Origin of the sequence: Nioella sp., from assembly GCF_965215655.1 — a bacterium.
Taxonomy (GTDB): Bacteria; Pseudomonadota; Alphaproteobacteria; order Rhodobacterales; family Rhodobacteraceae; genus Nioella.
Genome location: NZ_OZ244111.1, coordinates 689,696 through 706,892 on the forward strand (window position 1 = coordinate 689,696; position 17,197 = coordinate 706,892).

A 17,197-nucleotide genomic window follows, 5' to 3' on the forward strand; every position below is an offset into this window, starting at 1 on the left:
CGCGCCGTGGGAGAGAGTCAACGCGCCCCGGCAGCGCAGCGGTCGATCCCTCTGCAATACGCAAATCCCCTGTCCGGGCAACAGGTTTCCGTGGGGATAGGTATTTCTACGGACCCTGCAGGGCGTCTTCCATCTCGGCCAGCAAGACCGAGCAGTAATTGTCGAAGCGTGGCCCCGGCTGGCGGGCGTTGAACGTGTCCAGCATCGGGTCGGGCGCGGTGATGCGGCTGTCGGACAGCTCCTGAATGACCGCGTGTCCGCAGAAGGGCACGTAAGCCTCCAGATAGCCGCCCTCATGGACAAGAACCAGCCTCCCGTCACACAGCTGCGCGGCGGCTTCCTTGGCCATTGTGGTCATCAGGCGGAAGGTCTCGGAGGTCGCCAGCATCCGGGACAGAGGATCGAGCGCGGCCGCGTCATAGCCGCAGGCCACGATGATCACATCCGGCTGGAAATCGGCGAGCGCCGGAATGACCAACCGTTCCATCGCCTCCAGATAAGTGTTGTGCCCGGCCCCGGCAGGAAGCGGGATGTTGAGATTGAACCCGTCCCCCGCGCCCGACCCGCGATCCTCGAAATCGCCGGTATCGAGTGGGTAGTTACGTTCCTGGTGCAGAGAGATCGTCAGCACATCGTCCCGATCGTAGAAAATCGCCTCGGTCCCGTTGCCGTGATGCACATCCCAATCCAGCACCGCGACCCGGTCAACCATGCCTGCCGCAAAGGCGGCCTCCGCGGCGATGGCGATATTGGCCAGCAGGCAGAACCCGTTGGGAAAGTCGGGCAGACAATGATGCCCCGGAGGGCGTGACAGCGCATAGGCATTGTCCACCTCGCCGCGCAGCGTTGCGAAGAGCGCCTCCTTGGCCAATCCTGCCGAGACCTTGGCGATCTCGTAGCCCCCCGGTCCGAACGGCGTGCGCAGGCCCAGTTCGCCGCCGCCCGCATTGGACATGTCCCGGAAGGCTGTCAGGTAGCTTTGCGGATGCACGCGCAGCAGGTCTTCCTCGGTGACCATCGCGGCCTGACGCACGTCAAGTTCCCGGATCAGGCCCGTCACCTCCAGCAGGTTCTTGAGCCGCCGCTTGGTTTCCGGGTTTTCAGGCAGGCCGCCCGGCATCGGCTGCACAAGGCCCCCAACCGGTAGCATCATCGCGTAGTTGCCGCCCGCGTGCCAGAAACAGCGTTCGTCCCAGAAAAACCCCGTGGCCATGTCGTTCCTCGCTCGCTTTCTTGGGCAGAGTGGCGGCAGTCTCGACCGCGCGCAAGCATTTGCAGGGGGGTGGCGGTTCGGGGCGGCCCAAAAATCTTCCAGAAGATTTTTCGGTCATGAAAAAGCTTCTTGAAGCTTTTTAGAGAGTGAAGAATTTTCTGGAAAATTCTTCTTGGCGGGGACAAAGACCGCTATGGCCCGAACAATCCCCGATCTCAGCACCCTTGCATTGCCCGGTGCCCGCATCGCCCTGTGCGTCACCCCCAAGGCATCCCGCAATGCCGTGGTTCCGGCAGAAGCGGCGGGCGATCCCCTGCGCGTCTATGTCACCACCGTGCCCGAAGGCGGAAAGGCCAATGCCGCCGTGCTGAAACTGCTGGCCAAGGCGCTCGGGCTGCCGAAATCGCGGCTGACCATCGTGCAGGGAGAAACCGGGCGGGACAAGCTGATCGAAATCGGCTGAGCCTTGCCCCTTCGCGCCCGATCTGTTGGGATTATCTCATGACCGAGCCGACGGACAAAGAGCTGGCCGATCGTTACCGCCCCCGATTGGAGGTGGAGCGTGCAGCGCTTCAGCACTCCTCTGACGCAACCGCAGAGGGAAGAAAACCCGTGGAACTGGACCAGACCAGCATCGGGCGGCTGTCCCGTCAGGATGCCTTGCAGGGGCAGGCCATGGCCTCGGCGCTGGAGGCGCGCCGCCATGGTCGCATTCGCGCCATTGCGGCAGCCCTCGCGCGGATGGAGGAGGGTGACTTCGGCTGGTGCGAGGATTGCGGCGACTTCATCGGCGTCCCGCGTCTGGACGTGGACCCTTGCGCGGTGCGCTGCGTGTCCTGTGCCTCTTAGGCGAGCCAATGCGCCAGATCGCGCCCGGTCTGATCCTGCAACACGGTGATATCAGCCCTGTAATAGTCCTTCAGCTCATCTCTCAGGGCATCTGACAGGACCGGCATGCTGTCCCATCCGAGACGTTTGAACATGGCCTCCTTGTCATTGGCCCTGAATCTCGCCTTTCTCGGGGGGACATCGCAGTCGAGTCCGAGATCGGCCATCACACCGGCCAGAAAGGCCGGTTGATTGGCCACCAGATCATCATAGAAATAGACTCGTAAGCCCGGAACATGCTGTCGCCAGTGGGTCAGGATCGCGCCATACATCCCGTAAGCCAGCATGTTGAATGACGGATCCAGATCGGTGATCTCAGCGGCATGGGGCAAGCGGCGGCGCATCATGTGGTGCGTATACGCGCTCAGGTAACGATCTACAGGGTTGCGCAGGACGGCGAGGGCTTCGATGCCGGGCAAGTGTCGCGCCACGCGGGCGGCCACGTCTATGCCCGCGTCAGGCAGGCTGAAATAGCCCGGAGTGGATTCGAACCGATACACATGCGCGGGATCGTCGGGGAAGGCGTTTGCATATTCCTCCAGACGGTCCTCGAAATCCGGCAGCAGCAGGAAGTTCAATTCCTTGAAACGTCGGTTCGCCCCGAACCGGGCAGATCTCATCAGGGCTTTGTGCAGCCATGTCGTGCCGCTTTTCTGGGCCCCGACAATCAGCAGGTTGGGCAATGGCATTCGGAAAATCGTCCCGGCTCAATAAAGATCAGGTCTTGTTGCTGTCCGCCGGGATGACCCGAATGCGGTAGATGCCTTCTGGCAGGTCCAGCGCGGCGGCAAGGTCCCGCAATTGCGTGTCGGACAGAGTGATTTTCTGAACGCTGTCGGTATGCGGGTCATATTGTTCGAGAGTCACGCATTCCTCGAAGGCAGAGATCGTCAGATCCTCCTCCAGCGGGGCCGCGCCCTCGTCGACTAGGGTAATGACGGTCGCGTCGAAATCGTGCTCGATGGTAAACATGGGATCAGAGTAGTGCGCCACGCGCGGCTTGCCTAGCCCGATTGCCCGAAATTGCAGCGCCGATGCTTGATCTGAGTCAATGTCACGTCCCGGCAGATGCGCGACCCTCGGGGCAGGCCGCAGTGTTGTCAGGCGGCCCCGTTGCAGGAGATGACGGATGCCCGGACGCAAAACGATCGAGGAGCATGAACGGCTCATGGGTCAGATGGCTGATCGCCTTGGCGTGGATCTGGACGAGGCCGAGTTGCGTGGCGATCTTGCCCCGGAACAGCGTCGCGACATGGTGCTGAGTTGCACCAACTGCACCTCGCCCGAGGAATGCGGCAAGTGGCTGGAAAGCCACGACAAAGCAGAGGACGCCCCGTCGTATTGCCGTAATGGCGCGGTGCTGACGGACCTGCGTGACAGCTGAATTCCTCATCTGCCAAGGATCGTAACCATGGCCCATCCGCTCGGCGATATTCGCCACCATTTCATGCTGTCGCAATCCATGGCAAAGGTCATCGGGGCCGATCTGGCGCATGCGGTGCATGAGGGCAGACTCTCGCAGGAAGACTGGTCCGATGCGGTCACGCGCTGTCGGGGGTGTGACTGGGCACGGTCCTGCGAGGACTGGCTTGCGGCGCAGGGAGAGTCGGGCGAGGCTGCCCCGGCCAACTGCGCCAATGCTGCCCTGTTTCGGCGGTTGGCGAGCTGATCTTTTTTCGATGACATCTAAGGCAATCCCGGCCTAACCTGTTGAAAACAGGGGGGATGGGGATGCTGAAACGGGAATGGCATCGGCTGGTGAATCGCTGTGTCTGGTCCTGGGCGGGGTGGAAGAACGCCTGGGGGAATGAGCCGAGCCTGAAATTCTGGACGACCATGAATGTTCCGAGCGCAGGTCTGGCGCTTTGGTTGCCGCTAAGTCGCGGGGAAACCATGATAATCCTGATGGGCGGTGTGCTGGTCCTGGCGGCGGAGCTGCTGAACACCTCGCTGGAGCGGACGGTGGATTATATCTCGACAGATCAAGATGTTAGGGCGCGGGACGCCAAGGATGTGGGCAGCGCGGGCGTGGCGATGACGGCGATGGCCGTGGGGGTTGCGTGGCTTGTCGTTTTGTTTGGATGACGCTATCCCACTGATAGGGAAGGGAAATCCATGCGGCAGATCGAGAATGTGATCAGCGACCGGGGGTCGAAATACGCTGTTTCGGGCGGGCCTGCGGCCAGTCGGCGCGATGTGGACGAGTTCCTCAAGGCACTGAAAAAGAAGAAGAAATACGCCAAGGCTACGCATAATTCCTGGGCCGTGCTGCTGCCCGATGGGCCACTCAAATCCGATGACGGGGAAAGTGGCGCGGGCAATATCATCCTCAAGATGTTGGAGGGGGAGGGGCTGCACGCGCATCTTGTAGTGGTCACCCGCTGGTATGGCGGCAAACATCTGGGCGGCGACCGCTTTCGCCACGTGGCCGATGCCTGCCGCGCCTATTTCGCACAGAAATAGGGGGGTGCCGGGCGTACACCCCCTGTACACCCCCCGTACACCCCCTGTGCAGACAAAACGGCGTCAGAGTGCCTTGTGAGATCCGTCGCAAAGCGGCTGGCGCGACGAGTGCTTGCAGCCGCAGAAGAACACCTTGCCGGTCTTTTCGGCGGTGTATTTCACCGGGGTGAAATCGCTGCCCTTGTGAGAGCCGTCGCAAAAGGGCTGCCGCTGGCTCTGCCCACAGGCGCACCAGAAGTAATTCTTGCCCTCCTCCACCTCGATTGGGAAGGGGGCGGTCTGGGCGATCTTGGGGGCGTCGGTCATTGGGGCTCTCCTGTTGGTTGGCTGTCGTGTTACGTGACCCGGTAGGGCGGGCAAAGTCCATAAGCTCGGCCTCTGCGGCAGGGCAGGGGCGATGTGCGCACAAGTGGTCCACGGGGTCTAACGATCGGCGCGCTCCTGACGTCGGCGGTGCAGCGCATAGAGCGCCGGGGCCGCAGCATGGCGATAGGCCCGATCCGCCAGCCAATGGACACCCGGCAGACCGGTGATACGTGCCAGCCAGCGCCAGCCCGGCAGTTGCGACCAGAGCAGGCGGAAGGCATCGAGCCCCTCGTGCCGTTGGCCATCCTGTTCGACGCGGAAACTGCGCGCGGCACTGTCGGGGGTAAGGGACCATTCGGCGGCTTGTTCCAGCCCGTCGATCCGAAGCGTCACCCCCGCGCGGTCCGCCTGCCGCGCATAGGCCGCAACCTCGCGCGCGCAGATCGGGCATGTGTCGTTGTGCAAAACTTTCATCATGAGCGGCAGGTAGGGCGAGAGGAGAAGAGGGCAAGGGAGGTGCCCCGGCGCGGAATCGAGGCGAAGCCGCCGCGCCATCGCCGACGCGCCCCCACGCGGAGGCGATTTGGGTGGGTCTGGGAGAGACGGTTGAGGTCGTCCGGGTGTGGCCGGGATAAAGCGCGCGGATTGGAGGGCAGGATCGCCCCCGCGCGCGTCGGAGATGGCGCTTGGGGCGGGTTCGACCCTACAGCGTTAGCCGTCCCCACAAATCATACTCCGACGCCTCGTCCACCTCGACCTCGACGATATCCCCCGCTGACAACCCCTCGAACCCTTCATCAATAAACAGGTTCCCGTCGATCTCGGGGGCATCCGCCTTGGTCCGGCAGGTGGCGCCTTCTTCGTCCACCTCGTCGACGATGACCTGCATCCTTGTGCCCACCTTGGCCGCGAGTTTGGCCTCGGAAATCGCCTGTGATTTCTCCATGAAACGGTGGAAGCGGTCTTCCTTGACCTCTTCGGGCACGTGGTCGGGCAGGTCGTTGGACCGGGCCCCGGCCACGTTTTCGTAGCGGAAGCAGCCGACGCGATCCAGTTGCGCCTCGTCCAGCCAGTCGAGCAGGGTCTGGAATTCCGCCTCCGTCTCGCCGGGGTAGCCCACGATGAAGGTGGAGCGCAGGGTGATATCGGGGCAATCCGCGCGCCACGCGGCGATTTCATCGAGCGTGCGCGCGGCGGCGGCGGGGCGGGCCATGCGTTTCAGGGTTTCCGGGTGGGCGTGCTGGAAGGGGATGTCGAGATAGGGCAGGATCAGCCCCTCGGCCATGGCCGGGATCAGGTCGCGCACATGGGGGTAGGGGTAGACGTAATGCATGCGGACCCAGGCCCCGAGCGAGCCCAGATCGCGGGCGAGGGGGAGGATGGGAAACTTGTCGTCCCGGTCCTTCCAGTCGGTGCCATAGGCGGAGGTGTCCTGGGAGATCACGAGGAGTTCCCTCACCCCGGCCTCGACCAGCTTCTCGGCCTCGCGCATCACCGCTTTATGGGGACGGGAGGCAAGACGCCCGCGCATGTCGGGGATGATGCAGAACTTGCACTTGTGGTTACAGCCCTCGGAGATCTTGAGATAGCTGTAATGGCGCGGGGTCAGCGACACGCCGCGCGCGGGCAGCAGGTCGATGAACGGGTCGGGGTCGGGCGGCACGGCTTTGTGGACGGCATCGAGCACCTGTTCATATTGATGCGGGCCGGTGACGGCCAGAACCGTGGGATGGGTGCCGGTGATGGTCTCGGGCTCCGCCCCCATGCAGCCGGTGACGATGACCTTGCCGTTTTGTTGCAGCGCCTCGCCGATGGCCTCGAGGCTCTCCATCTTGGCGGAGTCCAGAAACCCGCAGGTGTTGACGATGACCGCCTCCGCGCCCGCGTAGTCGGGGGAGATCGCGTAGCCCTCGGCCCTGAGCCGCGTCAGGATGCGCTCGCTGTCCACCAGCGCCTTGGGGCAGCCGAGCGAGACCATGCCGATGGTGGGCTGGCCGGGGCGTTTGTCCTCGGGGATGCGCGCATGCGCGAGGTCGGGGCGGAGATCGGGTGGGTTCTGGGTCATGGCCGGGCAGATACATCGGAGCAGGCGGCGAGGGAAGGGAATTCCGGACTTGCACGGTGCCATGGCAATGCCGATGTGATAGGCTCGGATGCGTGACAGGTGAGGACCGAGATGACCGGGGACGACGACGACAGATACCAGGGCCGCATTCATGGCGAGCAGTTCGAGGCCGAGGAGGATTCGATCGGGATGCGGCTGGTCTACATGATCCTGATCGCGATCATGATCTCGCTGGCGCAGACCGTTCTGGGGATCGCGACGCTGATCCAGTTCGTGATCCTGCTGATCAACAAGCAACCCAATGAGAGGCTGGCCGATTTCGGCACCGATCTGGGGGTCTGGGTTGCGAAGGCGGCGCGCTATCAGACGGCGGCCAGCAATGTGAAGCCCTGGCCCTGGACCGAGCTGGACTGAAACTGCGGCCAGCGACGCGCAAATCCTTGCCTGCGCGGGACTTTTCCAACTTTGCGCTATCCCGGTTCCGCGCATCGCGCTACCTTTTCCCCAAAGTGGCAAGGAGTGGCGGGCATGCGGTGGATCTTTCGGCTTCTCGGGTTGTTCGTGGTGCTGGTGGCGGTGGCGATCGGCACGCTGTTCCTGATCCCGACGGATCGGATCGGGGCCATTGTCAGCGACCAGTTCGAACGCGCCACCGGGCGGACGCTGGCCATATCCGGGGATATCCGGCCCTCGATCTATCCGACCCTTGGCGTGCGGGCCGACGGGATCGAGGTGGGCAATCCCGCCTGGGTCGAGGATGGGCCGATGCTGCGGGCGGACCGGCTGAATATCGGGGTCGATCTGTGGGCGCTGCTGTCGGGCACTATCCGCGTGCAGCGGTTCGAAGTAGTGCGCCCCGATATCATCCTGGTGTCGCGGGCCGATGGGGCGGTGAGCTGGGATTTCTCGGACGGCGAGGAGGTGAGCGAACCTGCGGATGACAGCGCCGATGGGGGCGGTGGCCTTGGGGCATTCAGCCTCGATCTGGCGGAGATCACCGCCGGGTCGCTCATGTTCCGCGATGAGGCAGCGGGCACGGATGTGCAGGCCAGTGACCTGAGCCTGACCCTGCGCCTGCCCTCTGCCGACGGCGTCGCGCGGCTGGAAGGCAGCGGCGCGATGAACGGTGCGACGGTCTCGGTCGAGGCGGTGATCGACGGAATCGGCCCGCTGCTGGAGGGCGAGCTGCGCCCGGTCACGCTGGCGCTGGACTGGGCGGGCGGCGAGGCAGGCTTTGACGGTCGGGTTGGTCTTTCGCCATTGGGCGTTGAGGGATCCGTTGCACTGGATGCCACGGATCTGGGCCCGCTGATGGCCTTGGCCGGGCAGGCCGCGCCGGATCTGCCGCGCGGCCTTGGCCGCGATCGGCTGGCCATGGAGGGCGCGTTCACGCTGGCGTCAGAAGGGTCTGCCCATCTGCGTGAGGCACGCTTTACCTTTGACGACAACGCCCTGACGGGCAGCGTCGATGTGATCCCCGGCGATGATCGCCCGATGATCCGGGCCGTGCTGACCGGTGGCGCGCTGGATCTTTCGGGTCTGATCGAGGGTGGAGACAGCAGCGATGCAACCGCCTCTGCCTCGCAGGGCTGGTCGCGGGATCAGATTGACGTCAGCGGCCTGCACGCGGTGGATGCAGAGGCGGCGCTTGTCCTGGCCGGGTTGGATCTGGGTATCCTGCAGCTTGGCGCGGTGGACCTGCGTGCCACCCTGACCGCCGGGCGCCTGGTCTTCGACCTGCGCGAGGTGTCGGCCTATGACGGTGCGATCAGCGGGCAATATGTGATCAACGGGCGTGGCGGGTTGTCCATGGGGGGCAGCCTGCAGGTGGCTGATGTGCGGCTGAACCCTTTGCTGACGGATTTCGCGGGATGGGACCGGCTGGAAGGCACGGGCAATGCGGAGCTGAGCTTTCTGATGGTCGGCAACGATTTGAATGCGTTGATGAATTCGCTGGACGGGGCCGGGTCCATCAACTTCGGAGAGGGCGCGATCCTTGGCCTTGATATCGGCGGCATGATCCGAAATTTCGACACCTCTTACCGGGGTGAAGGGCAGCGCACCGTTTATGAAAGCATCACTGCGAGCTTCACCATGGATGGCGGTGTGGTCACCAACGAGGACCTTCTGATGACGGCGCCGTTCGGGGAATTGACCGGGGCGGGCACGGTTGGCTTGGGGCAGCAGGTGCTGGATTACACCGTGGTGCCGCGGGTTCTCTATGGCGAAGGATCAGACGGCGGTGTGCGTGTTCCGTTGCGGATCTCCGGCCCCTGGGCGGACCCGAATTTCAGCCTCGATCTGGAAGCGCTGGCACGTCAGGAGCTGGAAGAGGAAATCGACGCTCTGGAAGAGCGCGCAACGGAGGCTGCGGCGGATGCGCTCGGGATCGAAGTGGAAGAGGGGCAATCGGTCGAGGAGGCAGCGCAGGACGCGCTGGAAGACCGGCTGCGGGACGAGGCTGCCCGGCAGCTGGAACGACTGTTCGGAGGAAACTGAGCCATGCGGTGGATGTTGATCGCGCTGGCCCTTGTGCTGACCGCCTGCAGCGGGGGGGATGATCCCGTGACCCGACGCGGGGAACCGCCGCTCTACCCCAACGAAACACCGGAGCTGCGGCGGTTGATCAACCACTATGCCGATCACTACGACGTGCCGGCGGCGCTGATCCACCGCCTGATCGACCGGGAAAGCGACTATCGCCCGCATCTGCGCGCCGGGCCCTATTACGGGCTGCTGCAAATGCTGCCGGAAACGGCGCGCACCATGGGACATCGGGGACCCGCGTCCGAGTTGCTGGACCCGGACCAGAACCTCAGATGGGGGGTGAAATACCTGCGCGGGGCCTTTCTGCTGTCGGGTGGAGATTTCGACGGCGCGATCCGGCGCTACGCGAGTGGATACTACTACGAAGCGCGGGATCGCTGCATGTTGGTCGAGACCGGGTTGGCGGAGCGCGAAATGCGCAGCTGCCGGTAAGGCGCAAGAAGATTTTTCCGGAAAAATCTTCCCACTCAGGACAGGAAGAGTTTTCTTGAAAACTCTTCCTGGTACTCGAGTCCGAAAATTCTTCGGGAAGAATTTTCAGCGTCGCGATTAACGGCGACGGTCGCGCCGGCTGCTCATCGGTTGGAAGGCCACACCCACATGCGCCTCGCAATAGGGTTTCCCCTGCTGCACGGGCAGGCCACAGAAATAGAAATCATCCGTGGCAGGGTCCCCGATCGGCCATTTGCAGGTGCGTTCGGTCAGTTCCATCAGGCTGATGCGCTTGGCGTGGGTTTCCACTTCGCGCACCTTGGCCAGGGCCTCGGGGCTGATTTCGTTGGCCGAGGGCTGCGGCGGCAGGGGTTGACCGGCCGGCACAATGGGCTTGCGCAGGGGTGTCACGTTGCTCGGCCGGGCAGCGGGTTCGGGCGCGGGTTCCGGTTTTTCCGCCTTGGCGGGTTCGGGCTTGGGCGCCGGTTCCGCGGCTTTGGGCGCGGGCTTCGGCGCGGCCTCTTTCGCCGGGGCGGCGGGCTTGCTGCTGCCCGAGGTGCGGTTGGACAGGCCAAGGCGATGAACCTTGCCGATCACGGCATTCCGGGTCACACCGCCCAGTTCCTTGGCGATCTGCGAGGCCGATTGCCCCTCGCCCCACATTTTCTTGAGAAGTTCGACCCGCTCGTCGGTCCAGGACATTTTCGTCCCTCCTGATCCTAAGCCCCAAGTGCAGCGTTTAGTTATATGTGCCCGCGCGCCGGAAGGGAAGGCCCCGGCGCGGGTTATTCTTGCGTGACCGGCATCGGTTTTGCACGCCGCGCTTCGCGCCAGGCCAAGAGGGCCGCCCCTGCGATGATGATGCCCGCGCCGGTGATGCTGACGGCATCGGGCTGAACTCCGAAAATCAAGAGGTCATAGACCGCCGCTACGACAAGGGTGAGGTAGGAGAAGGGCGTGATGAAGCTCGCATCAGCCCGCGCCACCGCATTGACGAAACAGGCCTGTGCGCAGGCCATCGTGCCGCCGACGCCGGCAAGCGCTGCCCATTGGGCGGGCGTGGGCATCTGCCAGACGAAGAGCACCGCGATGCTGGCCACCGTCAACCCGAGCGCGTTGTTCAGAAAGAGGATCGAAAGCGGCCCTTCGCGGCCCGAAAGCTTCTTGATGAAGATAAGCTCCAGCCCGAGCGCCATGGCAGCCCCGAGCGCTAGCAGCGCGGCGGGCTGAAAGCTGTCCGGGGTGGGGCGCAGCAGGATCAGCGCGCCCAGAAGGGCAATCGCGGCGGCGGTCCATCGGATGCGGCCCACGGTTTCGCCCAAAAGCGGGATGGCCAGCATCATGCCGAAGACCGGGTTGAGAAAGCTGATCGCGGTGGCATCAGCCATGGGAATGAAAGCCACGGCGGCGAACATCAGCGAGACGCCGACCCACCCGCACAGCGTCCGTCCGATATGGACGCGCAGGTTGGTGAGCCGCAGCGTCGGGCGCATGACCGCAACCGTGCTGCCGATCAGGATGAATGCGAACAGAAACCGCCCGTGGCTGACCTGAAGCGGATGCAGCGGGGGGCCGAGCGTATCCGTCCCCAGAAGCTTCGCCATCAGCATCGACCCCGCGATGAAGAGCGTGGCGGTCAGCATGAAAGCGACGGCAAGGGGCGGATTGTGAGCGGGCGTCATGGCGCTGTCGGTGCGCCTGCCCGCGTCAAATGTCAATCGCGATTGATGCGGTAATCCTCGTGGCAGCCGCTGCAGGACGCGCCCACGCGGCGCAGCGCCTGCACGAGCGTGGAGCGGTCCTCGACCGTTCCGGCCAGTTCCATCGCCACAAGTTCAAGCTCCATCGCGCGGTTGCTGAAATTGCCGAAGTTCTCCCAGATGCCCGCCCGCGCCTCGGATTGCGGGTCGGTTTCCGGAGCCTCGAAGAGATCGACGATGCGATTGGCTTCGCCGGAGATCCGGTCGAGGGCAGCATTGGCGGCCTCGGCATCTAACGCGGTTTCCCCTCGCGCCATGGTGCCGATCACTTCCATTTGCCGGGCCATGGCCGTCATGTTGTCCATTCGGGCCTGCACGGCCGGGTTCTGCACGTTTTGATGGGCAAGCGCGACAGTGCCGATGACAGTCGCAAACGCCAGGGCGATCCAGTTCAGTTTCATGCGGATAAAGCTCCTCATACCAGCTAGTCCGACTCAACCTACCAGTTCGAGACCTGAAATCCACTGATGGACATTCACAAAGTGGTAATGGTTTGGGCGATCCCGGCAAAGCATGTAACGATGCCCTGCAATTGGGCTGAGGAAGGTGACGACCATGCTGCATTGCATCACCAAGGGGTCTGGCCGCAACCTGCTCGTCCTGCATGGCGCAACGCTGGACCACCGTCACATGGTGGAAACGGTCGAGCCGCTTTTCAAGGCGCGTGAAGGATGGCGGCGGATCTATGTCGACCTACCGGGTCATGGGCAAAGTCCGACCGAAGGCGTGGTGACGCAGGAGGATTTGCTGAGTCGTGTCGCGGCCTTCATGGTCGCCACGTTTCCCGATGAGCCGTTTGCCATCATTGGAGAGTCGCGCGGCAGCTACATTGCCCAGGGCTTGGCCTATCTGCGCCCTGATCTGGTGGAGGGGGGGGTGCCTGATCGTGCCGGGCGGCGCGCCCTCTTCGGATGCAGACCGGATACCCGAACACCAGGTCATGGTTGCCGACCCGGATCTACGCGCGTCGCTGAGCGAGGCGGAGCGCCCGCGCTTTGACAGGCTTGTGGTGCAGACCGCAGAGACCTGGGACAAGACCCGGCGTTGCAAGTTGCCCACAGCGGGCACGGCGGATGCAGACCTTCTGAAATCGACGGGAGAGAGTTTTCAGTTCTCTTTCGACCTGTCAGGGCCAGATGCCCGGTTCGACAAGCCGAGCCTCATCGTGGCCGGACGGCAGGATTCCATGTCGGGCTATCTCGACGCCATGGACCCGATGCCGGTCTATCCGCGTGCGACGCTGGCTGTCCTGGATACGGCGGGACATGCGGTGGCCTGGGAACGGCCGGGGGCGTTTGCTGCGCTTGCCTGCGACTGGCTAGACAGGTTGGAGGCGGAGTAGGGCCCAGACCTGCCTGCCCGGAACCCGAGGCCCCGGCACAAGAGGAACACAGCAGGCGTGGCCTGGGAAAGCCCTCGTCCGTCCCAATGGCGTGGGACTATTTGGAGTCGGTTTGAACAGGGGCCGGGGCGGGTGCCGGGGCCGGGGTGGCGGTGGTCTGAGCGGGTGCGCTGCCCGTCATGAACTGGGTCAGCAGCGGTACAAGCTCTTCATGCAAGGGTGCATTCGGATCGGCATAAGTGGCGAGGCTTGCCTGGTTGAAAGCCTCGTCGCTCGGGGCCTGATCGCGGGGAATGGCGCGTTTCAGCACATGGGTCATGCCGCTGAGAACATGCGCCTCGGCATCGGGGCGCGCGGCGACGAGGGGGGCTGCCTCGGAGGGCGGGGCCTGCACATCGCCATCGCCATGCAGGATGATCACAGGCGCGGTGGTGGCGGCCAGAAGGTCACCGGGATTGGCGGCGATCAGATCGCGCATGTAGCGCGCGGTTTGCGGCGCGAAGATGCTGTGAAGGCCCGGATGCAGGCCGGAGAGGTCGGGGGTGCCTCCGGCAGCGAATGCCTCAAGCGCGGCATCAAAGGCCGCAGCGGACGGCGCGATCAGGGGCTGAGAGGCAACCTGTTCGCGGAAGAGATCACCGACATTGCGCCCCGGTGCGGCAATCAGCGCGATGCCGCAGACATCGTCACGCTCTGCCAGCATCGTGGCGATGATCGCGCCTTCGGAATGACCCAGCAACCAGACGCAGTCTTCGCCGGACTGGCGGAGAAGTTCCGCTATCCAGACCGTTGCATCCTCTGCATATTCAGAGAGCGTCACATCGTTTGGGTCACCCTGGCTTGCGCCGATGCCGCGTTTGTCGAAGCGCAGGGTCGTGATGCCCTCAGCGGCGAGATCCACGGCCAACATCTGATAGCTGGCCGCAAACAGCCCCAATGGATTGTTGCCATTGCGGTCCGTCGGGCCAGAGCCGGGCAGGATCAGAGCAGCGGCACGGGACGGAGTTTGTGGGGTTTCGATCGTTCCGGCCAGTTGTCCCGCGGGGCCTTGAACCGTCACGTCGAGAGCGGTCGCGGTGGCTTGGTTGGCAATCGCGAAAAGGAAGAGGGTAACGATCAATTGCTTCATGGAAATAACGCCTGACAGATGAAATTCACCTGCAGCATCGTGTCTCAACTACAGCAATGCAACCCAAAAGGGCGGAACCGGGAGGTTTGACGCCCCCCGGTTCGGGGGCTTCAGACGCCGAGGCACCAGCGCATGATCGCCTTCTGCGCGTGCAGACGGTTTTCGGCCTCGTCGAAGATCACCGAATGCGGGCCGTCCATGACGGCACTGGTGGCCTCGTCATCGCGATGCGCGGGCAGGCAGTGCATGAACAGGCTGTCGGGCTTGGCATGGGCCATCAGCGCTTCGTTCACCTGGTAGCCGCGCAGCTGGTTGTGCCGCCGTTCGCGGGCCGATTGCGGATCGTGCATCGACACCCAGGTATCGGTGACGACGAGGTCGGCGCCCTCAACGGCCTTTTGCGGGTTGCGTTCGATGGTGACAGTGGCGCCGCGGGCGCGGGCCTCGTCGATGAACACCTGCTCGGGGTCCAGAGGCGGCGGGCCGGAAAAGGTCAGGTCGAAGCCGAACTGCCCCGCCGCATGGGCGAAGCTGGCGAAGACGTTGTTGCCATCGCCGCACCAGACGACCTTCTTGCCCTTGATCGGACCGCGATGCTCCTCGAAGGTCATGATGTCGGTCATGATCTGGCAGGGATGGCTGCGGTTGGTCAGGCCGTTGATGACGGGCACCGTGGCGTATTCCGCCATTTCCTGTAGCGTCGCCTCCTCAAAAGTGCGGATCATGATCAGATCGACATAGCGGCTGAGCACGCGGGCGGTATCGGCGATGGTCTCGCCATGGCCAAGCTGCATGTCGCTGCCCGACAGCACCATGGTCTGCCCGCCCATCTGGCGCACGCCCACGTCAAAGGACACGCGGGTCCGGGTCGAGGGCTTCTCGAAGATCAGCGCGACCATGTGGCCCGCAAGCGGCTGTTCGTCATCCGGCGTGCCCTTGGGGCGCCCATTGCGGGCGTCCTTCATCACGCGGGCGTGGTCGATCATCTGCCTGAGGTCGGCGGGATCGGTGGTGTTGATATCCAGAAAGTGTTTCATGTCAGTGCCTTATGTTGGGCCGCAGTACGGACGGCCCCGAGGAATGGGAAAGAGGGCGGGCTGTCCCTATCCTCGTCGGTGGCCGAAATAGGCCGGTTCGAAAAAGCCGCGCCTAGACATGCTATTGACCTTCCAGCGCCGTGGCAGCGGCGTCAAGCCGGGCCAGCGCCTCGGCGATTTCGTCTTCGGTCAGCAGCAGCGAGGGCAGCAGGCGCACCACATTGTCCCCGCCCGGGACGGTCAGCACCAGTTGATCATAACCTGCATTGACAACGTCCATGTTGGGCACCTTGCACATGAGCCCGAGCATGAAGCCCTCGCCACGCACGCCCGCGAAGATATCGGGATGAGACGCCACCAGCCCCTCCAGCTTCTGCCGCAGAAGCCCCGCGCGGCGGTTCACGTCGTCTAGGAAACCCTCACGCGTGATCTCGTCCATCACCGCACAGCCCACGGCACAGCCGAGCGGGTTGCCGCCATAGGTCGAGCCATGGGTGCCCGGGGTCATGCCGCAGGCGGCTTCCTCGGTGGCCAGCAGCGCGCCGAGCGGGAAGCCCCCGCCGATGCCCTTGGCAACCATCATGATGTCGGGCGTGATCCCCGCCCATTCATGGGCGAAGAGTTTGCCGGTACGGCCCATGCCGCACTGGATCTCGTCGAGGATCAGCAGAAGCCCATGTTCGTCACAGAGGTCGCGCAGGCCCTTGAGACAGGCATCGGGCAGCGGGCGGATGCCGCCCTCGCCCTGCACGGGCTCGACCATGATTGCGCCGACTTCGGACCGTGCCGCGGCCTCGCGCAGCGCGTCATGGTCGCCGAAGGGCAGGGTGATGAAGCCGGGCAGCAGCGGGCCGAAGCCCTTGGTCAGCTTCTCGGATCCGGCCGCAGAGATCATGGCGATCGACCGGCCGTGGAACGAGCCGTCGAAGGTGATGATCGTCGTCCGTTCCGGCTGGCCCTTCTCGTACCAGTACTTGCGCGCCATTTTCACGGCAAGCTCGCCCGCCTCGGTGCCCGAGTTGCAGAAGAACATGGTGTCGGCAAAGGTGTGTTCGACCAGCCGCTCGGCCAGCGCCTCTTGCTGGGGCACGTTGTAAAGGTTCGAGGTGTGCCAGAGCGCGTTCGCCTGGTCCGTCAGCGCCTTGACCAGCGCCGGATGCGCATGGCCAAGCGCGGTTACCGCAATGCCGCCGCCGAGGTCCAGAAAACGTCGGTCATCCGCTTCCACGAGCCAGGCCCCTTCGCCCTTGACGAAGGAGAGAGGTGCACGGGAATAGCTGGGCAGAACCGGCGTGATCATGGCGATCTCCTTGGGGTGAGTTGAAGAAACGGCCATGCCTCAAAGCCCATGCGAAGTCAACGAAATCGGGGGCTGAGATAGAAGAGTTTTCCGGAAAACTCTTCTTTGCGCCAGGAAAAATCTTCCGGAAGATTTTTCGGCGTCTGACGCACTGGCGAAAATTCTTCTGGAAGAATTTTCTGGTGCTTACACCATCGCCATGATGATGCAGCTGGTGGAGCCTGTTGCGTAGAGCTTGCCGTCCTCAGTTCCGCGAATGGTGCCCTCGGCCACACCGGTCGACCGGCCCGAATGGAGCACAATCCCCTCGGCGATGATTTCGGTGCCAAGCGGGATGGGCCGTGTGATATTCACCTTGTATTCCAGCGTTGTGTAGACCGACCCTTTCGGCACTTTCGTCATCACCGCGCAGGCCATGCAACTGTCCAGCAGCGTCCCGTACCAGCCGCCATGCACCGTACCCATGGGGTTGCAGTGATCGAAAAGCGGTGCGCCGCGAAAGATCACCCGTCCATCCTCGACCGTATCGACATGGTAGTTGAGCGTTCTCGCAATCGGCGGATTGGGCAGGAGGCCGTCGCGGATCGCCTGCATGAAGGCGAGGCCGGACATGGACAGGAGCGTGTCACGATCCGCCAGGCCGTCAGGCGTATCGGAAAAGACTGGAGTGGGCATGGGACGTCCGGTTTGCTGGTAGTCCGGGCCAGCATGCCCA

24 protein-coding genes are annotated in these 17,197 nt (G+C 63.8%); 11 read left to right on the forward strand and 13 right to left on the reverse strand.

Annotated elements, in window-relative coordinates; all coding sequences use genetic code 11:
• Window positions 1-106 precede the first annotated feature (106 nt).
• Window positions 107-1,213 (reverse strand): class II histone deacetylase, encoded by a 1,107-nt coding sequence (locus ACOOEX_RS03580; RefSeq protein ID WP_420397151.1) that lies wholly within the window; start codon window positions 1,211-1,213, stop codon window positions 107-109.
• 193 nt (window positions 1,214-1,406) lie between these two features.
• On the opposite strand from ACOOEX_RS03580, the gene ACOOEX_RS03585 reads away from it, so the two are divergent.
• The gene (locus ACOOEX_RS03585; RefSeq protein WP_420397152.1) at window positions 1,407-1,676 is read left to right on the forward strand and encodes a DUF167 domain-containing protein; all 270 of its coding nucleotides are present in this window, start codon (window positions 1,407-1,409) and stop codon (window positions 1,674-1,676) included.
• 38 nt (window positions 1,677-1,714) lie between these two features.
• Window positions 1,715-2,062, forward strand: coding sequence for a TraR/DksA family transcriptional regulator (locus ACOOEX_RS03590; RefSeq protein ID WP_420397153.1), 348 nt, complete (start codon window positions 1,715-1,717; stop codon window positions 2,060-2,062).
• Here ACOOEX_RS03590 and ACOOEX_RS03595 read toward each other — a convergent pair.
• Window positions 2,059-2,790 carry a sulfotransferase domain-containing protein gene (locus ACOOEX_RS03595; RefSeq protein ID WP_420397154.1) on the reverse strand — a complete coding sequence of 244 codons (732 nt, stop codon included), beginning with the start codon at window positions 2,788-2,790 and terminating at the stop codon, window positions 2,059-2,061. The genes ACOOEX_RS03590 and ACOOEX_RS03595 overlap by 4 nt on opposite strands.
• A gap of 28 nt (window positions 2,791-2,818) precedes the next feature.
• Complete coding sequence (locus tag ACOOEX_RS03600; RefSeq protein WP_420398318.1) at window positions 2,819-3,073, reverse strand: hypothetical protein; 255 nt, start codon at window positions 3,071-3,073, stop codon at window positions 2,819-2,821.
• 157 nt (window positions 3,074-3,230) lie between these two features.
• On the opposite strand from ACOOEX_RS03600, the gene ACOOEX_RS03605 reads away from it, so the two are divergent.
• The 4 genes from ACOOEX_RS03605 (at window position 3,231) to ACOOEX_RS03620 (ending at window position 4,564) form a co-directional block, all read left to right on the forward strand.
• On the forward strand, window positions 3,231-3,485 hold the full coding sequence (locus tag ACOOEX_RS03605) for a DUF6455 family protein (protein WP_420397155.1): 255 nt from the start codon (window positions 3,231-3,233) through the stop codon (window positions 3,483-3,485).
• A 27-nt stretch (window positions 3,486-3,512) separates the two neighbouring features.
• Window positions 3,513-3,770, forward strand: coding sequence for a DUF6455 family protein (locus ACOOEX_RS03610; protein WP_420397156.1), 258 nt, complete (start codon window positions 3,513-3,515; stop codon window positions 3,768-3,770).
• Window positions 3,771-3,832: 62 nt separating this feature from the next.
• Window positions 3,833-4,186: a diacylglycerol kinase gene (locus tag ACOOEX_RS03615; RefSeq protein ID WP_420397157.1), complete on the forward strand. Its 354-nt coding sequence runs from the start codon at window positions 3,833-3,835 to the stop codon at window positions 4,184-4,186.
• Window positions 4,187-4,216: 30 nt separating this feature from the next.
• Window positions 4,217-4,564, forward strand: coding sequence for a YigZ family protein (locus ACOOEX_RS03620; RefSeq protein WP_420397158.1), 348 nt, complete (start codon window positions 4,217-4,219; stop codon window positions 4,562-4,564).
• Window positions 4,565-4,627: 63 nt separating this feature from the next.
• Here ACOOEX_RS03620 and ACOOEX_RS03625 read toward each other — a convergent pair whose 3' ends face one another.
• The 3 genes from ACOOEX_RS03625 to rimO form a co-directional block, all read right to left on the reverse strand.
• Window positions 4,628-4,870, reverse strand: coding sequence for a CDGSH iron-sulfur domain-containing protein (locus tag ACOOEX_RS03625; protein ID WP_420397159.1), 243 nt, complete (start codon window positions 4,868-4,870; stop codon window positions 4,628-4,630).
• A 117-nt stretch (window positions 4,871-4,987) separates the two neighbouring features.
• Window positions 4,988-5,335 (reverse strand): thiol-disulfide oxidoreductase DCC family protein, encoded by a 348-nt coding sequence (locus tag ACOOEX_RS03630; RefSeq protein WP_420397160.1) that lies wholly within the window; start codon window positions 5,333-5,335, stop codon window positions 4,988-4,990.
• Window positions 5,336-5,573: 238 nt separating this feature from the next.
• Window positions 5,574-6,935, reverse strand: coding sequence for a 30S ribosomal protein S12 methylthiotransferase RimO (rimO, locus tag ACOOEX_RS03635; protein WP_420397161.1), 1,362 nt, complete (start codon window positions 6,933-6,935; stop codon window positions 5,574-5,576).
• Between the two features lie 111 nt (window positions 6,936-7,046).
• On the opposite strand from rimO, the gene ACOOEX_RS03640 reads away from it, so the two are divergent.
• The 3 genes from ACOOEX_RS03640 (at window position 7,047) to ACOOEX_RS03650 (ending at window position 9,914) form a co-directional block, all read left to right on the forward strand.
• Window positions 7,047-7,349 (forward strand): DUF4389 domain-containing protein, encoded by a 303-nt coding sequence (locus ACOOEX_RS03640; protein WP_420397162.1) that lies wholly within the window; start codon window positions 7,047-7,049, stop codon window positions 7,347-7,349.
• Between the two features lie 114 nt (window positions 7,350-7,463).
• The gene (locus ACOOEX_RS03645; RefSeq protein WP_420397163.1) at window positions 7,464-9,434 is read left to right on the forward strand and encodes an AsmA family protein; all 1,971 of its coding nucleotides are present in this window, start codon (window positions 7,464-7,466) and stop codon (window positions 9,432-9,434) included.
• A gap of 3 nt (window positions 9,435-9,437) precedes the next feature.
• Window positions 9,438-9,914, forward strand: a complete 477-nt coding sequence (locus ACOOEX_RS03650; RefSeq protein WP_420397164.1) for a transglycosylase SLT domain-containing protein — start codon at window positions 9,438-9,440, stop codon at window positions 9,912-9,914.
• A gap of 117 nt (window positions 9,915-10,031) precedes the next feature.
• On the opposite strand, the gene ACOOEX_RS03655 is transcribed toward ACOOEX_RS03650, so the two are convergent.
• The 3 genes from ACOOEX_RS03655 to ACOOEX_RS03665 all read right to left on the reverse strand — a co-directional run bounded on the left by ACOOEX_RS03655 (window position 10,032) and on the right by ACOOEX_RS03665 (window position 12,075).
• Window positions 10,032-10,616, reverse strand: coding sequence for a GcrA family cell cycle regulator (locus ACOOEX_RS03655; protein ID WP_071688812.1), 585 nt, complete (start codon window positions 10,614-10,616; stop codon window positions 10,032-10,034).
• Between the two features lie 83 nt (window positions 10,617-10,699).
• Window positions 10,700-11,596 (reverse strand): DMT family transporter, encoded by an 897-nt coding sequence (locus ACOOEX_RS03660; protein ID WP_420397165.1) that lies wholly within the window; start codon window positions 11,594-11,596, stop codon window positions 10,700-10,702.
• 32 nt (window positions 11,597-11,628) lie between these two features.
• Entirely contained in the window at window positions 11,629-12,075 is a 447-nt protein-coding gene (locus ACOOEX_RS03665; RefSeq protein ID WP_420397166.1) for a c-type cytochrome, read from the reverse strand.
• Window positions 12,076-12,229: 154 nt separating this feature from the next.
• Between ACOOEX_RS03665 and ACOOEX_RS03670 the strand changes: the two genes are divergently transcribed.
• Both ACOOEX_RS03670 and ACOOEX_RS03675 read left to right on the forward strand, forming a co-directional pair.
• Window positions 12,230-12,673 (forward strand): alpha/beta fold hydrolase, encoded by a 444-nt coding sequence (locus ACOOEX_RS03670; RefSeq protein WP_420397167.1) that lies wholly within the window; start codon window positions 12,230-12,232, stop codon window positions 12,671-12,673.
• A complete protein-coding gene (locus ACOOEX_RS03675) occupies window positions 12,615-13,016 on the forward strand; it encodes an alpha/beta fold hydrolase (protein WP_420397168.1) in 402 nt (133 codons plus the stop codon). Before ACOOEX_RS03670 ends, ACOOEX_RS03675 begins: the two co-directional genes overlap by 59 nt.
• Before the next feature lie 97 nt (window positions 13,017-13,113).
• On the opposite strand, the gene ACOOEX_RS03680 is transcribed toward ACOOEX_RS03675, so the two are convergent.
• The 4 genes from ACOOEX_RS03680 to ACOOEX_RS03695 form a co-directional block, all read right to left on the reverse strand.
• Window positions 13,114-14,145 (reverse strand): alpha/beta hydrolase, encoded by a 1,032-nt coding sequence (locus ACOOEX_RS03680; protein WP_420397169.1) that lies wholly within the window; start codon window positions 14,143-14,145, stop codon window positions 13,114-13,116.
• Between the two features lie 110 nt (window positions 14,146-14,255).
• Complete coding sequence (gene argF, locus ACOOEX_RS03685) at window positions 14,256-15,182, reverse strand: ornithine carbamoyltransferase (RefSeq protein WP_420397170.1); 927 nt, start codon at window positions 15,180-15,182, stop codon at window positions 14,256-14,258.
• A gap of 121 nt (window positions 15,183-15,303) precedes the next feature.
• Entirely contained in the window at window positions 15,304-16,482 is a 1,179-nt protein-coding gene (locus ACOOEX_RS03690; RefSeq protein WP_420397171.1) for an aspartate aminotransferase family protein, read from the reverse strand.
• A gap of 186 nt (window positions 16,483-16,668) precedes the next feature.
• Window positions 16,669-17,157, reverse strand: coding sequence for a PaaI family thioesterase (locus tag ACOOEX_RS03695; RefSeq protein ID WP_420397172.1), 489 nt, complete (start codon window positions 17,155-17,157; stop codon window positions 16,669-16,671).
• Between the last annotated feature and the right edge of the window lie 40 nt (window positions 17,158-17,197).